At 32.9% G+C, this 15,378-nt stretch carries 16 protein-coding genes and 1 pseudogene; 11 read left to right on the top strand and 6 right to left on the bottom strand.

Translation table 11 applies throughout. From position 1 onward, the window contains the following. Window positions 1-264 precede the first annotated feature (264 nt). On the top strand, window positions 265-963 hold the full coding sequence (locus JFU18_RS29780) for a DUF7003 family protein (protein ID WP_242486440.1): 699 nt from the start codon (window positions 265-267) through the stop codon (window positions 961-963). 11 nt (window positions 964-974) lie between these two features. Here the strand turns inward: JFU18_RS29780 and JFU18_RS29775 are convergent. Next, a pseudogene (locus tag JFU18_RS29775) lies at window positions 975-1,076 on the bottom strand (ArsR/SmtB family transcription factor); the annotation flags it as partial. Window positions 1,077-1,548: 472 nt separating this feature from the next. Here JFU18_RS29775 and JFU18_RS03960 point away from each other — a divergent pair. Together JFU18_RS03960 and JFU18_RS03955 are read left to right on the top strand one after the other, a co-directional pair. Continuing rightward, window positions 1,549-2,862 carry a hemolysin family protein gene (locus tag JFU18_RS03960; RefSeq protein WP_088292232.1) on the top strand — a complete coding sequence of 438 codons (1,314 nt, stop codon included), beginning with the start codon at window positions 1,549-1,551 and terminating at the stop codon, window positions 2,860-2,862. 386 nt (window positions 2,863-3,248) lie between these two features. After that, window positions 3,249-4,115, top strand: a complete 867-nt coding sequence (locus JFU18_RS03955) for an MBL fold metallo-hydrolase (protein WP_137077157.1) — start codon at window positions 3,249-3,251, stop codon at window positions 4,113-4,115. A gap of 165 nt (window positions 4,116-4,280) precedes the next feature. Here JFU18_RS03955 and JFU18_RS03950 read toward each other — a convergent pair whose 3' ends face one another. Both JFU18_RS03950 and JFU18_RS03945 read right to left on the bottom strand, forming a co-directional pair. Beyond that, complete coding sequence (locus JFU18_RS03950; RefSeq protein WP_002141712.1) at window positions 4,281-5,234, bottom strand: nucleoside hydrolase; 954 nt, start codon at window positions 5,232-5,234, stop codon at window positions 4,281-4,283. Between the two features lie 33 nt (window positions 5,235-5,267). Further along, entirely contained in the window at window positions 5,268-5,870 is a 603-nt protein-coding gene (locus JFU18_RS03945) for a DUF2441 domain-containing protein (protein WP_061688777.1), read from the bottom strand. A gap of 111 nt (window positions 5,871-5,981) precedes the next feature. On the opposite strand from JFU18_RS03945, the gene JFU18_RS30310 reads away from it, so the two are divergent. The 5 genes from JFU18_RS30310 (at window position 5,982) to JFU18_RS03925 (ending at window position 8,537) form a co-directional block, all read left to right on the top strand. Further along, window positions 5,982-6,218 carry a hypothetical protein gene (locus JFU18_RS30310; RefSeq protein WP_232301881.1) on the top strand — a complete coding sequence of 79 codons (237 nt, stop codon included), beginning with the start codon at window positions 5,982-5,984 and terminating at the stop codon, window positions 6,216-6,218. Then, window positions 6,136-6,585: a DUF2798 domain-containing protein gene (locus tag JFU18_RS03940; RefSeq protein ID WP_002031882.1), complete on the top strand. Its 450-nt coding sequence runs from the start codon at window positions 6,136-6,138 to the stop codon at window positions 6,583-6,585. The genes JFU18_RS30310 and JFU18_RS03940 overlap by 83 nt, the downstream gene beginning before the upstream one ends. 398 nt (window positions 6,586-6,983) lie before the next feature. After that, entirely contained in the window at window positions 6,984-7,124 is a 141-nt protein-coding gene (locus tag JFU18_RS03935; RefSeq protein ID WP_201033169.1) for a proline iminopeptidase, read from the top strand. A gap of 84 nt (window positions 7,125-7,208) precedes the next feature. Further along, window positions 7,209-7,736: a GNAT family N-acetyltransferase gene (locus JFU18_RS03930; RefSeq protein WP_201033749.1), complete on the top strand. Its 528-nt coding sequence runs from the start codon at window positions 7,209-7,211 to the stop codon at window positions 7,734-7,736. A 297-nt stretch (window positions 7,737-8,033) separates the two neighbouring features. Then, a complete protein-coding gene (locus tag JFU18_RS03925) occupies window positions 8,034-8,537 on the top strand; it encodes a GNAT family N-acetyltransferase (RefSeq protein ID WP_201033171.1) in 504 nt (167 codons plus the stop codon). A 375-nt stretch (window positions 8,538-8,912) separates the two neighbouring features. Here JFU18_RS03925 and JFU18_RS03920 read toward each other — a convergent pair whose 3' ends face one another. Together JFU18_RS03920 and JFU18_RS03915 are read right to left on the bottom strand one after the other, a co-directional pair. Beyond that, window positions 8,913-9,734 (bottom strand): class I SAM-dependent methyltransferase, encoded by an 822-nt coding sequence (locus JFU18_RS03920; protein WP_201033750.1) that lies wholly within the window; start codon window positions 9,732-9,734, stop codon window positions 8,913-8,915. Between the two features lie 45 nt (window positions 9,735-9,779). Then, window positions 9,780-10,220, bottom strand: a complete 441-nt coding sequence (locus tag JFU18_RS03915; protein WP_201050266.1) for a MarR family winged helix-turn-helix transcriptional regulator — start codon at window positions 10,218-10,220, stop codon at window positions 9,780-9,782. 672 nt (window positions 10,221-10,892) lie between these two features. Between JFU18_RS03915 and JFU18_RS03910 the strand changes: the two genes are divergently transcribed. Continuing rightward, entirely contained in the window at window positions 10,893-11,300 is a 408-nt protein-coding gene (locus JFU18_RS03910) for a GNAT family N-acetyltransferase (RefSeq protein WP_201033173.1), read from the top strand. A gap of 82 nt (window positions 11,301-11,382) precedes the next feature. Continuing rightward, window positions 11,383-12,036, top strand: a complete 654-nt coding sequence (locus JFU18_RS03905; protein ID WP_201033174.1) for an MBL fold metallo-hydrolase — start codon at window positions 11,383-11,385, stop codon at window positions 12,034-12,036. Window positions 12,037-12,162: 126 nt separating this feature from the next. On the opposite strand, the gene JFU18_RS03900 is transcribed toward JFU18_RS03905, so the two are convergent. Then, complete coding sequence (locus JFU18_RS03900; RefSeq protein ID WP_002085667.1) at window positions 12,163-12,786, bottom strand: TetR/AcrR family transcriptional regulator; 624 nt, start codon at window positions 12,784-12,786, stop codon at window positions 12,163-12,165. 122 nt (window positions 12,787-12,908) lie between these two features. On the opposite strand from JFU18_RS03900, the gene JFU18_RS03895 reads away from it, so the two are divergent. Beyond that, window positions 12,909-15,143, top strand: a complete 2,235-nt coding sequence (locus JFU18_RS03895) for an MMPL family transporter (RefSeq protein ID WP_201050264.1) — start codon at window positions 12,909-12,911, stop codon at window positions 15,141-15,143. Window positions 15,144-15,378 lie beyond the last annotated feature (235 nt).

The following is a 15,378-nucleotide window of genomic DNA, read 5'->3' as shown; positions in this document are numbered from 1 at the left end:
AATTGTAAGGAAGAATAAGAGGAGCTGCAGTGGAGTGCTATGGTGGGGACTGTGTATAAAGAAAATGAAGGGTAAGGTCATAATCAAATGTTGTTTACTGAGCCATTAGAGTTTTATATAATATACAAATAAACAAAACTGGATGTTTGCCAGTTTAGAGGGACATAAAAAAATGTCCTGGTATTTAGATAATGTTTATGAGTTAAATAAAGAAAAACGAATGTAATAAAAATTTACTATACTAACTTTATGGAGAGTAATGTTATGAAAGCAGAAAAAATACTTGAAACACTAGATAGGTACGCGGAGGAGTTTGATTTTCCAGTACTTGATAACTATAATTTTGACTTAGCACAATCCAGAATATCTGTTTTTCGAGAGGAAGACAAGTGGCTCATAGTATTTGAGGTTGTGGGCGTTGATGCAAACCTTGAGATATCGAATAACTTCTATGTGTATAGTAATAGCATGAGACAGCAAGGATTCTTTTCATATTTCGATGAAATCTTAACGCTTGTAAATGAAGAATATTGGTACGATGATGAAGATCATTTCCTTGTAGATCCTTTTCATATGGAGTTACTTTTGAAAGGAGAACGTATCACTTTAACACCAACTGTAGAAGAGTATAAGCGTTTAGGAATTGAAACTGATTCATTTCATCCTACCAAACTTATTCGTTTTTTAACTTCTAAATATAAGGAGAAATTCTGGGTAAATCCCTCGGACATATTAGATGAAACCAATGCAGAATTTAAACCAAATCTATTTTATCAAACAGAAGAATGGGAACATCCTGATATAAGTGATGATCAAAAACCGAGTGAGAGCATATTCTTTCAAAGTTTAGCTAAAGCGATTGAATTAAATAATGTGAATTTGATAACTGTAGGGAAAGTAAATAATGATTGGACCAATTGGACATGGAGTGATTTTGAAAAACAAGAAGAGGATGACATTTAAATAAGAAACTGTTTTTCCCCACCTATGATACATTGAAGCATTTGTAACATTATTTTATCGGTAAAGCCATGTATGAACTTCGCTTTCACATCTAAATCATTTGAGTTGAACAATCGTATTAGTTATTATTAATATGTGTGTCAAAATATTTTAAAAAAAGATTGATAAATGTTTCTTCGCTTATTTTTAATGTGAGAAGGAATGTAAATAATGAACAAAAAAATAATATGGTTAGTGGCAGCGAAGGAACTGTTATAGTGTTTGATGCACACATTAAGCGGTTTTATGTCACAGGAAAGAGAAGCTTTTTGTTTGAATTTCAGGGTATACAAAATGTAAACGTTGACTGGGATTTATTTCTCATGCTAACATATAGATAATTTAATCAAGGCGGTGGAAATGTATTGGACTCAGATGTTGACTCGGATAGGTGGCTAAATGACCTCGATTTTCTCAGAGTACCCCTCATCATTTTGAGAATGTAGATTTTATACAATCTCATGTCAATGTGTATGAAGTAGGTCTGGAAAGAGAAAATATAGCAGGAGGTGAATCCTTTAGTTTCAAGGAAGCTAAGGGAATTAGTTGGACATATTTAATTTAATCATGGTAGTGGTTTTAATCGCATGTACTGCATTTTTCGTAGCAATTGAGTTTGCTATTGTAAAAGTAAGAGGATCAAAGATTGATCAATTTGTATTAGAAGGAAAGAAAGGTGCGCTGGCAGCTAAGAAAGTGACATCAAACTTGGATGAGTATTTGTCAGCTTGTCAATTAGGGATTACAGTTACAGCAATGGGACTCGGGGCACTAGGTGAACCAACGATTGAGAGACTTTTACATCCTTTATTTGATAAGTGGAACATCAATCCTTCCATTGCAGGTGTATTATCTTTAGGAATTGCTTTTACTATTATGACGTACTTACATGTTGTAGTTGGTGAATTAGCACCAAAAACATTCGCGATTCAAAAGGCTGAGAAGGTTACTTTATTACTTTCGGCTCCGCTTATCTGGTTCTACAAAATCATGTATCCGTTTATTCGCTTGTTAAATGGCTCTGCAAGGATGATAACAGGAATGTTCGGCTTAAAACCTGCATCAGAGCATGATGTAGCACATACAGAAGAAGAATTACGATTGATTCTTTCTGAAAGTTATGAACGTGGAGAAATTAATCAAGCTGAATACAAATATGTAAATAATATTTTTGAATTTGATAATCGTATTGCGAAAGAAATCATGGTCCCCCGTACAGAAATTATAGGGTTACATGTAGATAATTCTTTAGCAGACCATATGAAAATAATCCGTGATGAAAAGTATACACGTTACCCAGTATTTGGGGAAGATAAAGATGAAATCATTGGCATGGTGAATGTGAAAGACTTCTTTATTCGTTATATGAATAAGGAAATAAAAGAATTCAATTCTATTCAATCGTATACGCGTCCAGTAATTGAAGTAATTGAGACCATACCAATACATAATCTTTTACTACAAATGCAAAAGAAACGTATTCCGTTGGCTGTGTTATATGATGAATACGGCGGTACGGCTGGTATTGTAACCATTGAGGATATACTGGAAGAGATTGTAGGAGAAATACGTGATGAATACGATGAAGATGAGCGTCCGCCCATCCAACAAATGAATGAAGGTCATGTTGTCGTAGAAGGTAAAGTATTAATTAGCGAATTAAATGATTTACTAGGATTACATATGAATGATAGTGATGTTGACACGATTGGTGGTTGGATTCTGATGCAGAATTATGATATCCAAGAAGGGCAAACAGTAAATAGCGAAGGATATGTATTTAAAATTCTTTCTAAAGACCCTCACCAAATCAAACGTGTTGAAATACAAAAAGAAATGTTGGAAGCAGCAACTGTATAGTTGCTGCTTTTATTCAATTGATAACATGGTAGCCCTCCTTATTAAATTCATTGATCAACTTTTTACCTGTTAACACATTACCGAAATAGGGAATGATTGGTTCCTTTGCATTCCAGGTTCAACACTCCTTCGATATTGTAAAATGTATCTCATTTATACAAATTGTAATATAATTTAAATGTAAATTCGTAGCGTAAAATAGATTAAAAGTAACAAATGTTGAGAAAGGATTCCCTTGTCAAAATTAGTATTTGTATTTCACTAGATAATAAAAAATGTAGAATGATTTTATTTCTGACATTGTTATTTAATAGTAATCAAAATACAAAATAAAGAATTTTCTCGGCTGGAAATTGTTACATACTCATAAAATGGAGGCAATAGTTATGCAGCAAATTAAAAAAATAGGAAACGCATTTTGGTACATGACACCTGTTTCCGAGACTGATAGACCTATCTTAGGAATGGTAGTTGGAAAAGAAAAGACTTTGATGATAGATGCAGGTAATTCAGAAGCACATACACAATTGTTTTTAGAAATGCTAAAAGAGCAAAATATCTCAAATCCTGATTTTGTAGCATTAACGCATTGGCACTGGGATCATATTTTTGGATTGCCTGTATTACAAAATGCATTGTCTATCGCACATTTTGAAACAAAAAAAGAGATGAACACACTTGTTTCTTATGAGTGGTCGGATGAGGCATTGGACGCACGAGTGAAAGAAGGTACAGAAATTGAATTTTGTGCGGACTGTATAAAAAAAGAGTTCAGTGAAAAACCAAGAAATATTCAAATTCTTCCGCCGTCCTTAACCTTTCAGAAACAACTTGAATTAGACCTTGGTGATGTGACATGTGTGTTAAAGCATGTGGGCGGAGACCATTCACATGACTCTGTTGTTATTTATATTAAAGAAGAAAAGATTTTGTTTTTAGGAGACTGTATATATGCAGATATCTTTTCTGCAAAGCGGAACTATACAACGAAACGAACGTTTAAACTGATACAAGAATTAGAGAAATTTGATGCCGAGACCTATATTCTTTCACATGGGGAAGCTATAGATCGAAATGAATTTTTGCGAGAGATTCGTTTATTAAAAACAGTAGGAACTTATACGGAAACTCATAAAGGCGATGAAGAGAAGATAAAGGCAGCATATAAACAAGAACTAGATAGAGAATTAAATGAAGATGAGCTAGAAACAATAACGTACTTTGTAAATGGTTATGAAATGGTTAATCTGTAAAACCTAACTCAAACCAGATTGAGGCTTATTCTGATTTGAATATAATTAAACTGTACAAAAAGAGTATTGAAAGTTAATTCAATACTCTTTTTAATAATTAAATATCCAAATTCCAACCAATTTCTAAATCTTTTTGCTGGCTCATCATCTGGGTTTACACGGCTTTCAACACTGGTTGTGATTAGCAGCTTTTTTAGCTAATTCAGTAATATATTCAAAGAATGCATCACGTTTTACATCATAAATGACATTTACTGGTCTTCCGTTAGCAGTTTCCACTGTACGTCCTTGGCTGGGTCCGTATGTATGAACGATACTAGCAATCGTTTTTGTTTTTGCAAGATCAGCTTTCCCAACAAACGCAGCAGTTAATACATCCCACAAATAGTAAGTAGAGTTCGTTGAGAAGTGAACGAGAGGGGGAACCATTGCATAGCATTGACCAAGGAAATCAACACCAATATACTTACGCTCTTTTGCCCACTGTTCACGTATGTCTATAGTTAGCGGAACCTGGTTTGTACTTTCTAGAGTTACTAAATCAATGATTATATTAGCATTCCAAACACGAGCTACTGCTTCGGGATCCCAAAATGAATTCCACTCGGCTGTTCCGTCATGTTCTGGCTCATGTACATTGCCTGCAGTACGAAATGTACCGCCCATCCAAACGAGACGTTCAATTTTATCTTCGATTATTGGAGATTCATATAGTGCACGAGCAAGGTCAGTCAGGGGCCCTGTAAATAATAAAGTTGTTTTTCCATCAGTTTGTAGAAGAGTCTCTATTATATGATGATGTGCAGGTTTTTTTGATGCAGGTGTAACAACTTTCCCAAACTCATTTAAAATTGGTAAAGCATCTACATAAAATGCATGCATCCGCCATTCTTTTGGAAATGGGTTTTTTCCACGAGAGTTGGACGCTGCTACCTCAATATTATTTTTGCCGAAGCGATCTATAATTTTACGACTGGCAGACATTGCTGGTTCTAAATAACAATCTGCAGGAATAACTGAAACACCTGTAAGTTCTATATTTTCCATCTGGAGTAGTAAAAATAGTGATATTAAATCATCTACACCACCATCATGATTGAAGTACACTTTTTTCATCATTTTAATCTCCATTCTTTAAAATTTAACCAGGAATTAAATTTTAATTGATGAAAAATCATCAATAATTTCCACCACTTCAATTCTCCCATTAATCAGTAACTCAGGAAGTTCATTTCTAACGTTTCCTTTCCAATACTCTCTAGCTTGTTCCATTTTTTGAGCGAAAGGAATACCATCTTCTTTCGGCAAAAGGTTTCCATCACCTTCAAAAGAACTTCCGATTACTCGTAGTTTAACAATCTGCAAAACTTCTCGATTATAAGAATCAAATAGTGCTTTCCATTTCAAAGCATCCTCATAGCTTTTGGAAGCATATAAGCAAGACAACCTTGAGGGATATTCAGGAAATTCTTGCAGTCTAACCATTTCTACAATCGTTTCTCTAACCGCTCTAATTGTTTGATCTATATAATTCAGAACTACTTTAGCATTTTCATTATTTATATGTAATTCCTTATTGATATAATGCCTTTTTAAAATTTGAATGGAGTCTTCATCATTAGAATTTAATTGTTCTCTTTCAAAAAAGAAGTGATAGAGGGTATTAGTTTGATTTTTGTCAAAGTGAATGATTTGTCCGATACTCATTGTTTTCCTTGTAACGATGTGATATGCGTAAAGTTCTGCTTTATTCATGGTTATCCTCCTAGTAGTAATTATCATATAATTCAATATTAAATTTAATAATTCAACATCAAAATATATAAAACCTTTGTAAGTAAAAAGTTATAAAGTGGGAGGATTGGAGTGAAGAGTGGAAGAAATGCACGTAAACGCTTTAAAAATGTTCACAAAATGTTCACTTACGAAGGAGTTTCCAATATCGATATAATGACAAAGACTCAAAGAGAAGGGATGATGAAAATTGCCAACAACAAGAAAGGAAAACCTCCAATTTGGTATGATGATGTGCCTCGGGATGGTTATCGTTATGACGTTTTACAATTTATTAATGAATGGAGCAGGAGGGCCAATTCATATTAAGGAGATCGCATTAGAACTAATAATTGGATTTATTATTGCGCTATTAATTGAAATATGTATCGTAGGACCGTGTGCGAAAAAGATTGTATTTGCATTACCATTTGATAAATCAAAAAAAGTAAACATGATTATTGCGATGGCAACAACAATGGTAATCGGAATGGTATTCTTTATGTCATTTTATGGAATGGCTATGATGTATTTACATAATGGGTTACATGGTGACTCATTCGCTTCAATTTATTTCTCGATTTTCATTAAAAATTTCATTATGGCGTACCCACTTCAATTAATAATAATGGGACCTCTTGTACGTTTCTTATTTGGAAAGTTTGTTTTGAAGAATAAAGGTGTTAATGTAGCGTAGTTAAAAATGTTTTATTTGATTATAAAAATTAAACAATAAAATGAATTCAATGTATCGAAAGAATTTGAAATGCATGTTAACAAATGTATTATTGAAGTTATGTGAAAGTGATTTAGTTAGGATAATAAACCTCTTAGTGTATGTTGTTAAAAAGCTGTACCTTTTTTGTATAAGGGTACAGCTTTTGTTGTAATATTTGTTTGGAATTTATATGGGGAAATGTAGCGATTATTCACCTGTAAAAAAATTAATATCAATTTAAAGGAGAGAGTTAAGTATGTAAAGAAAAAATATAAGTGAATGTGATCTCGATTTGTGGTGGAATAAAATACATTTAGTAGTTAGTTAAAAATGAAAGTCTAATAGTAAGGGTATTATACATAAGGGAGAGACGCAAAGTGATTAATTATATGTTAAAAGATGGTGAACGATATTTAGAAATATCTGATATTGTTATATTTGAAAATAGTGCACATTTTCCAGATGTCGAAGAAACAGATAATGTATGTGAAACGATTATAGGGTTTTTAGAAATATAGTATAAACACACGGATAGGATTAATTGCTTGAATATTGAATTATATAAGGTGTGAATTGTTTATTTAAGAACGGGAGGAAGCAATATGATTGAATACAGAAAAGCAAGAGTAGAAGATATACAAGGGATTATTAAAGTGTGTTCAGATGGTTATAGAAATACATATCCAGGTTTGTTGCCCCAGCAATACATAGAAAGTACGATTAAGGAATTTTACAATGAAGACAGGGTGAGAAATGAAATATTAAATATTAGCCAAGAGTGGAATGGCTGGTTTGTTGCAAGTGATAATGGAGAAATACTCGGTGTTGGTGGAGGTGGTTTCACTGGCAAAGAGACAGCAGAGTTATTTGTAATATATTTAAACCCAAATAGAAAAAGAGAAGGCATTGGTACAGAATTACTTTCTATAATTGCAAATGATCAAATTGAACGAGGTGCAAAAGAACAATGGGTTTCAGTTGCAAAAGATAATGATATGGGAATTCCATTTTATGAAGCAGTTGGTTTTAAATACCAAGATGAAAGACCAGCTTATGGGCTACCTGTAGGCGAAGGTTTCACATCTATTCGATACAAACGTGAGTTAGCAATTAGCTTAGTTGAAAGATAAGTAAAAAAGACCTCGTCCGAATTAAATTTAGTTTATAGTTGTTGAAATCAATAAAAGTAAAGGCAAGGACCTATTTGATATGTATAATATGTTTTTTCCTTTATATTATAGTTAGTTTTGAAAAAAGTTTGATAAAAAGGTCTATTTTGTAGGGTAATTACCTATGCATAAAATAACACTAATTTTTTGTACACTGTTGCTATAAATTCTCGTGAGAGTTGGAAAATAGCCGGGTTTCCAACCTGATGAGGTGCGAAGCTATTATGAGTGCAGTGACATAACTAGGAGGTTTCCACTATGACAGCTTTATTTAAAGCTATGGAGTTCCAGCTGAAAACTGAACGACTTGATCTGAGTATGTGGGAGGAATCCGATTCAGTCTGGATGAGAAAATTAATTGGAGAACGTGATGTGGATATGCCAACCCTTGACGCCGTTCGTAGCATGCTTATAGAGATGCGTAAGAGAGCAGGCGAAAATGGCATTTCCCTTCTCACTATTCGCCGACGAGACGAAGGTGATTTCATCGGATACTGTGGCTTGATTATCGGTCGTTCCACACTGGAAGAGCCGGAGATCGCATACGAGTTGTTCCGCAGTGCTCATGGCAAAGGCTATGCGACTGAGGCAGCATCTGTTGTGCTGGACGCTGCGATTGCTACGGGGCGCCACAGACTTTGGTCGACTGTCGGCGCGTGGAATGTTGCGTCCTTCCGGGTGTTAGAAAAGATAGGATTTGAGAGGCATCACAGTACGTGGGACGAGCGCGGTGAGATTGTTTGGAACGTACGCGACCTTTAGAAATCCCGGACCTAACTTGAAACTATTGAAAAGGAGAAGAGGTCATTAGTTTGGGCGAGAATCCAGATAAAGATAAAAGAACTGATTTATAATCCAAATAGTGACAAACTATAACTGAAGCATGTCCTCGAAAGCGGAGTGTTGCCTTCGCACCGAGGCTATGTCCTCCTCCCAAAACCAATCGAACGTTTCAAGTTATATATCTTTATTATACTGATTAAACTAAATATTTATTGTTTACTTATTTCATTCATTATGTAAATAAAAAGGATAATTAGCCCTCATAATGGACTAACTATCCTATAGATTATTATATGAATTTAATAAAATCGAGGTCTTCTTTTGTATATGATTAATATATAAGCTATAGATTTATCATTTTTCAAACCGTATATGAACGAACTTCAACATCTTTATTAAATTTACAATCCACATCATAATTCGTGTACTTCCATCCCAATCTTTATTTGTAGGTATACGTTTAAAGAAAGGGGAGCAGCTTAATATTTTTATGTTAGAAGACCACTTTTCTATTGTCTTTGGATTATTTACGTAAAAATACATCATAGCGCCGTTATTACCAGATTTTTTTACAGTAGCATTCGAAAGTGTCAGTGCGAACTTTGATTCGGCATCAAAATATAACTCTCCTCCAGGAAAACGTTTTGCCATAGCGACAAATATCTCCTTCAGTTCTTCTTCTTTAAAGTAATAAAACACACCTGCTGATATAAAAAGAATACCGTCTTTTGGATCATATTTTATATCGTTGAACCAAGAAGTGTCAAAATATGATTTGGCAATGCTTATATTTCGTGGTGTATCTTCAATTAATGTTTTGCGGAAAGCGATCGCATCAGGCAAATCAAGGTTATACCACTGTATAGTACCGTTATCAATTCTTGAAAAAGTAGTGTCTAGTCCAGAACCGATATTTACTATAGTAGCATTCGGATGTTTTCTAATAAATTGTTTAATAGTATCGTCTATTTTTCTTGCACGGGTAATATAAGTGATACATCCATATTCGCCAAATGTATCTGCTATTTTAGAGAAATCAAAGTCGCATTCTTTAATAATCCGAATAGCTTCCGTATCATCTAAAATATCCTTGTTTTTCTCACTACCATATGCTCGTCCCCATAGTGGAATAAGCATAGTACCTTGAACTGATTGTAAATCTATTTCTTTAACCATGAAACGTCCTCCATTTAATAATAAAAAAATATCATATATATATGATTAGTCGTTATTTAGCATTTTTGATAGCATTTTATTTGTTTTATACAGTCCGTAAGTTAAATCACGTTGATCTTCTTCACTGAGTTTTTCAAGATTACTAGTGAAATTATTATAAATTTGTTTCCATCTTTCATAATGTACTTTTTCAGCTTTATCTGTTAAGGAAATTAAAACAGCTCGTTTATCTACTGTATCTTGTTTTTTTACAATGTATCCGTTTTGCTCTAAATTACGAACGGTTACACTTAATTGTTGTTTAGGTATGTTTAAATAACTAGCAATCATTTTTAAATTTACAGCGACTTTTTGTCGGGCAATATACTCAACTATGTGTTGCTCTAAATGTGTAAATTCAGTGGATTTCTCTGATAATAATTTAAAAGTACCTGACATATTTAATAATAAATTCATGTATTCGTTTATTAATTCTTTATTAGTCATTATTTTTCGTGTCCTTTATCAATTTAGTAATTATTTTATTACTATTTTCACTTAAAATCAAATAATAACATTGATATTAGTAATTGTTTATTTACTAATATCAATGTTATTTAAATCGTGAGAGATGCAGTAGAGGAAAAGTTAAAGTTTTTTATGAGCGGTGAGTAGAAAGATTATAAAATATTACTTTATACATAAAAAACTAATGAAGCCAATGTCTTTTTCAGTCATTATACTATTAATAATTTTATGGTAAAATCTTTTACATAATGAAATAAAGGGGTAGTATTCTATGGGTTATTTCTCAAATAGTTTATTAGTTTTGTTTGTTCTTATCGTATGTAGCTGTATGATTTTTGGTTGATAATATAATGATGGATTGATATAAAAGAAGGTATCTCATAAAGATGAGATACCTTCTTTTTCTTATAATTGTAATTTAGATTCAGTATTTGGTGATGGTTGAAATGTATATATTTTATACTAACCATTAGTTGATATATTAAACAAATATTAAATAGAGAAATATATATGGTACCAATCTTATTAAGTTCCTTATGTTTTTAAAGAGAAGGAGTTTCATTTTTTCTTATTGAAGTATTGTTCTAGTCAGTTTAACGACGGTCAAAATTTTTTTGGAATAAAACAAAAAGGATGATAGGGAGTATTTACATGAAAACTATTTTAAATTACACGATTGAACCCCCTAAAGATTTCAATGAATTATTAACTATGTATGAATCTTTAGGATGGAATTCTCTTGAATTATCGGTTAACGAGTTAGAGCAAATGTGTAAACAAAGTTGGTATGCAATATATGTTTTTGATGACCAAAAGTTAGTAGGGATGGGACGCGTTATATCAGATGGTGTAATTACTGGCATTATTTGCGGAGTGTGTGTATTACCGGAATATCAGTCCAAAGGCATTGGAAAGGAAATAGTGGAACAATTAATCCGGCACTGTGAACAAAAACGAGTTATTCCACAACTTATGTGTGTTGAAGATTTAAAATATTACTATGAATCAATTGGATTTGAGGAATTTTCGATTGGTATGACGAAACATATTAAACGATAGCGAGGCTTTGTAATTTAGAATTACTTGTTTATCAGGCCAATTTTTAGATTTCAAAAATTTCATTATAAAGGAGAATAATGTTATGGAGATTGCTAAAGGGGTAGAGATGCTACATCTTGAATTTCACGGGTATATAATTCATCCAATTCTTTTATGGGATGATGAAATGGCAATTTTAATAGATACTGGATTTCCTGGACAAATTGAAGATATACGAGTAGAAATGGGTAAGGTTGGAGTATCGTTTGATAAACTAAAAGGCGTGATTTTAACGCATCAAGATATAGATCATATAGGTAGTCTTCCTGAACTATTACAAAACTGTGGAAGTAATATAAAAGTCTATGCTCACGAGCTAGATAAGCCATATATTGAAGGGGATTTACCTTTATTGAAAGATGGAAATATAGAGAATCCACCAAAAGGAAAAGTGGATGATACTTTGGTTGAAGGCCAAGAACTTCCATATTGCGGTGGTATTCTTATTATTCATACCCCAGGGCACACTCCTGGTCATATTAGTTTATATTTGAGACAAAGTAAAACTCTTATCGCTGGGGATTCAATGTATAGTGTAAACGGAATTTTAGGGGGAATTCATGCCCCAACTACTTTGGATATAAAAGAAGCGCAAAATTCTTTGAAGAAGTATTTAAATCTAGAAATTGATTCTGTAGTTTGTTACCATGGTGGATTAAGTAAGGGGAATATAAATGCACAAATTCAAGAGCTATAGATAAGAATTTTTTGTTAATCGGTGCTAAAGTATAATTTAATTGCTAGTATATAAATAAAACCCTTAAATTAATAAAGAGCATGTTTGAAGGAATTTCAAATGTGCTCTTTATTAAATATAATCAATTTAATTTTGATGACTTAATCCATTCCAATAAAACGAAACGATTTCTTTTGCTAATTCATCTATATTTGCAAGAGTAGGATTGTGATTCTCATCTTTAAAATTCCCGATTGATAATAAAGCGACGAAAGCATGGGCAGCAAATTTAGGATTTCCTTTAGGAATTTCTCCAAGGAGAATTGCGTTATCTAGCGCTTTTTCCAACACTTCATACATGTTATCCTCGGCATTTTTTAATTCCTTTAATTGCTCTTCAGATAAAGAAAGTTTTGCATCTTTCATAAAATTATTCATATCAATATCCATCGTTGCGTGTAAGTATACTGTAGCAAAGTTCAATAATCTTTCTTCCAAAGTTTTATTCGTAGAGAGTATTTGATCCATATTTTCTCTTATGCGCACCATCATTTGAATCATAGTAGCGGTAAATAGATCAGCTTTTGTTGAATAGTAATAGTAGACAGTTGCTTTTGTAACTCCACATTCTTTCGCGACCTCATCCATTGAAACAACTTGATAATTTTGAGTGAGAAATAACCTAGTTGCAACTTCTAAAATGATTTCTTTTGTAGACTTTGTATTTTTATTTTGACGAGGCCTTCCGAGAGGACGTTGTTTTTGATCCAAATACATTCGCTCCTGACATTTATTATTGAGATAATTATAACATAATTTTTTAATCATTCTTGATTAATTAACCGACCAGTATATATAATTAATATTGGAGGAAAAAAGGAAGGTGGGGTTTTATGAAAAAGCACCCGTTACATATGTTAGGGAGGCTTGTAGCAGGGAAGAATACGCAATGGATAACTTTATCGGTATGGATTCTTATTACATTAGTACTTTCATTTACGTTACCACAAGTAAACAGTACGAAAGAACCGAATCCGAAAAATTTACCTGAAACAGCTATGTCACAGCAAGCTGAAGCACTTATGAAAAAAGAATTTCCTAATAATGCAGGAAATCCGTTGTTAGTAGTATGGCATCGAGATGGTGGATTACAGTTAAAGGATTATAAACTCATACAAGATGTTTATAAAGAATTAAAGGCCAGTCCTTTAAAAGAACAATCAACATTACCACCATTTGATACAATTCCAGAGCAAGTATTATCAAAAAGTGCATCAACAGATGGCACATCATTTGTTACACCAATATTTTTTAATAAATCTGCTGGAACGGATATATTAAAAGGTAATTTAGAAGAGTTACGAAAAATAGTGAATAGTAAAGTGGATGAAGATCCGTTCAAACAAAAAATTACCGACTCTGGTTTACATGTTCGATTATCTGGACCTGTAGGTATTCAAACGGATGCGGTAAGTTTATTTAGTCAAGCTGATGTGAAATTATTAGTTGCTACTGTACTACTAGTATTGGTTTTATTAATTTTACTGTACCGTTCACCAATTTTAGCAATTTTACCTTTACTCGTTGTTGGTTTTGCATACGGAATTATCAGTCCGACACTGGGCTTTTTAGCAGACAATGGATGGATTAAAGTAGATGCACAGGCTATATCGATTATGACTGTCTTACTGTTTGGAGCAGGAACGGACTATTGTTTATTTCTTATTTCAAGATATAAAGAGTACTTGCTAGAAGAAGAAAGTAAGTATAAAGCATTGCAACTTGCGATAAAAGCATCAGGTGGAGCAATTATAATGAGTGCACTTACTGTAGTACTAGGGTTAGGAACGTTATTACTTGCTCATTATGGAGCTTTTCATCGATTCGCAGTTCCATTTAGTGTGGCTGTTTTCATTATGGGAATCGCTGCTTTAACGATTCTTCCAGCATTATTATTAATTTTCGGTAGAGTTGCATTTTTCCCGTTCATACCGAGAACAGCTGAAATGAATGAAGAGTTTGCAAGAAAGAAAAAGAAAGTAGTAAAAGTAAAAAATACTAAAGGGTTCTTTAGTAAAAAACTTGGGGATATTGTTGTACGTAAACCGTGGACAATTATTATGCTAACCGTATTTTTATTAGGAGGCTTGGCTTCATTTGTACCGCGTATTCAATACACGTACGACTTATTAGAATCATTCCCGAAAGATATGCCATCACGCGAAGGATTTACATTAATTACGGATCATTTTTCAGTTGGAGAATTAGCGCCAGTAAAGATTGTAGTAGATTCAAAGGGAAAAGATTTACCTATTAAACAAGAAATAGAGAAATTATCTTTTGTTAATAAAGTGAAAGAGCCAATGAAGGGAAAAGAAAATAATCAATTGCAAATGTATGAAGTTTCTTTAGTGGAAAACCCTTACTCCATTGAAGCATTAGATCAAATCCCTAAATTGAAAAATAGTGTAGAAAAGGTATTAAAAGATGAAGGAATTAGTAAAGCTGAGAATCATTTATGGATTGGCGGAGAAACAGCTTCCTTATATGATACAAAGCAAATTACTGAACGGGATGAAGCGGTTATTATTCCGGTTATGATTAGTATCATCGCTTTACTTTTACTCGTGTATTTACGTTCAATCGTTGCGATGATTTACTTAATTGTAACTGTCGTTTTATCTTTCTTCTCTGCATTAGGAGCAGGCTGGATTTTACTGCATTTCGGTATGGGAGCTCCCGCGATACAAGGTGCGATACCGTTATATGCATTCGTATTTTTAGTTGCTTTAGGAGAGGATTATAATATCTTTATGGTTTCTGAAATATGGAAGAATAAAAAGAAACAAAATCATTTAGAATCAGTTAAAAATGGTGTTATACAAACAGGTAGTGTAATTACATCCGCAGGTTTAATTTTAGCAGGAACATTTGCAGTATTAGGTACATTGCCAATTCAAGTTTTAGTTCAATTCGGTATTGTGACAGCAATCGGTGTATTGCTAGATACATTTATTGTAAGACCACTGCTTGTACCTGCGATTACAGTCGTTTTAGGACGCTTCGCTTTTTGGCCAGGAAAGCTTTGGAAAGAAGAAAAGCAATTACAAAAAGAAGATACTTTATAAAAGAAGGTTGCCGATAAAGTCAGTAAAACTGATTTTTAGGCCACCTTCTTTTTTATTAGTCTGATATAGAATGATCATTTTGAATATACAATGAAAAATATAGATGAAATGTAAAATGAGGTTTTAAGTGCATTAAAATTTTTCTTATCAGACATAATAATTCGTAAGAAATTCCAATTGAGTGAGGAATTTCTAAAATTATTTATCGTTATAGGATGATTAAAATGTGGGACAT

This window comes from Bacillus sp. TH22, assembly GCF_016651015.1.
Classification (GTDB): Bacteria; Bacillota; Bacilli; order Bacillales; family Bacillaceae_G; genus Bacillus_A; species Bacillus_A mycoides.
Note: the sequence above shows the minus strand (reverse complement) of the source record. Positions and strands in the feature narration are given on the sequence as shown.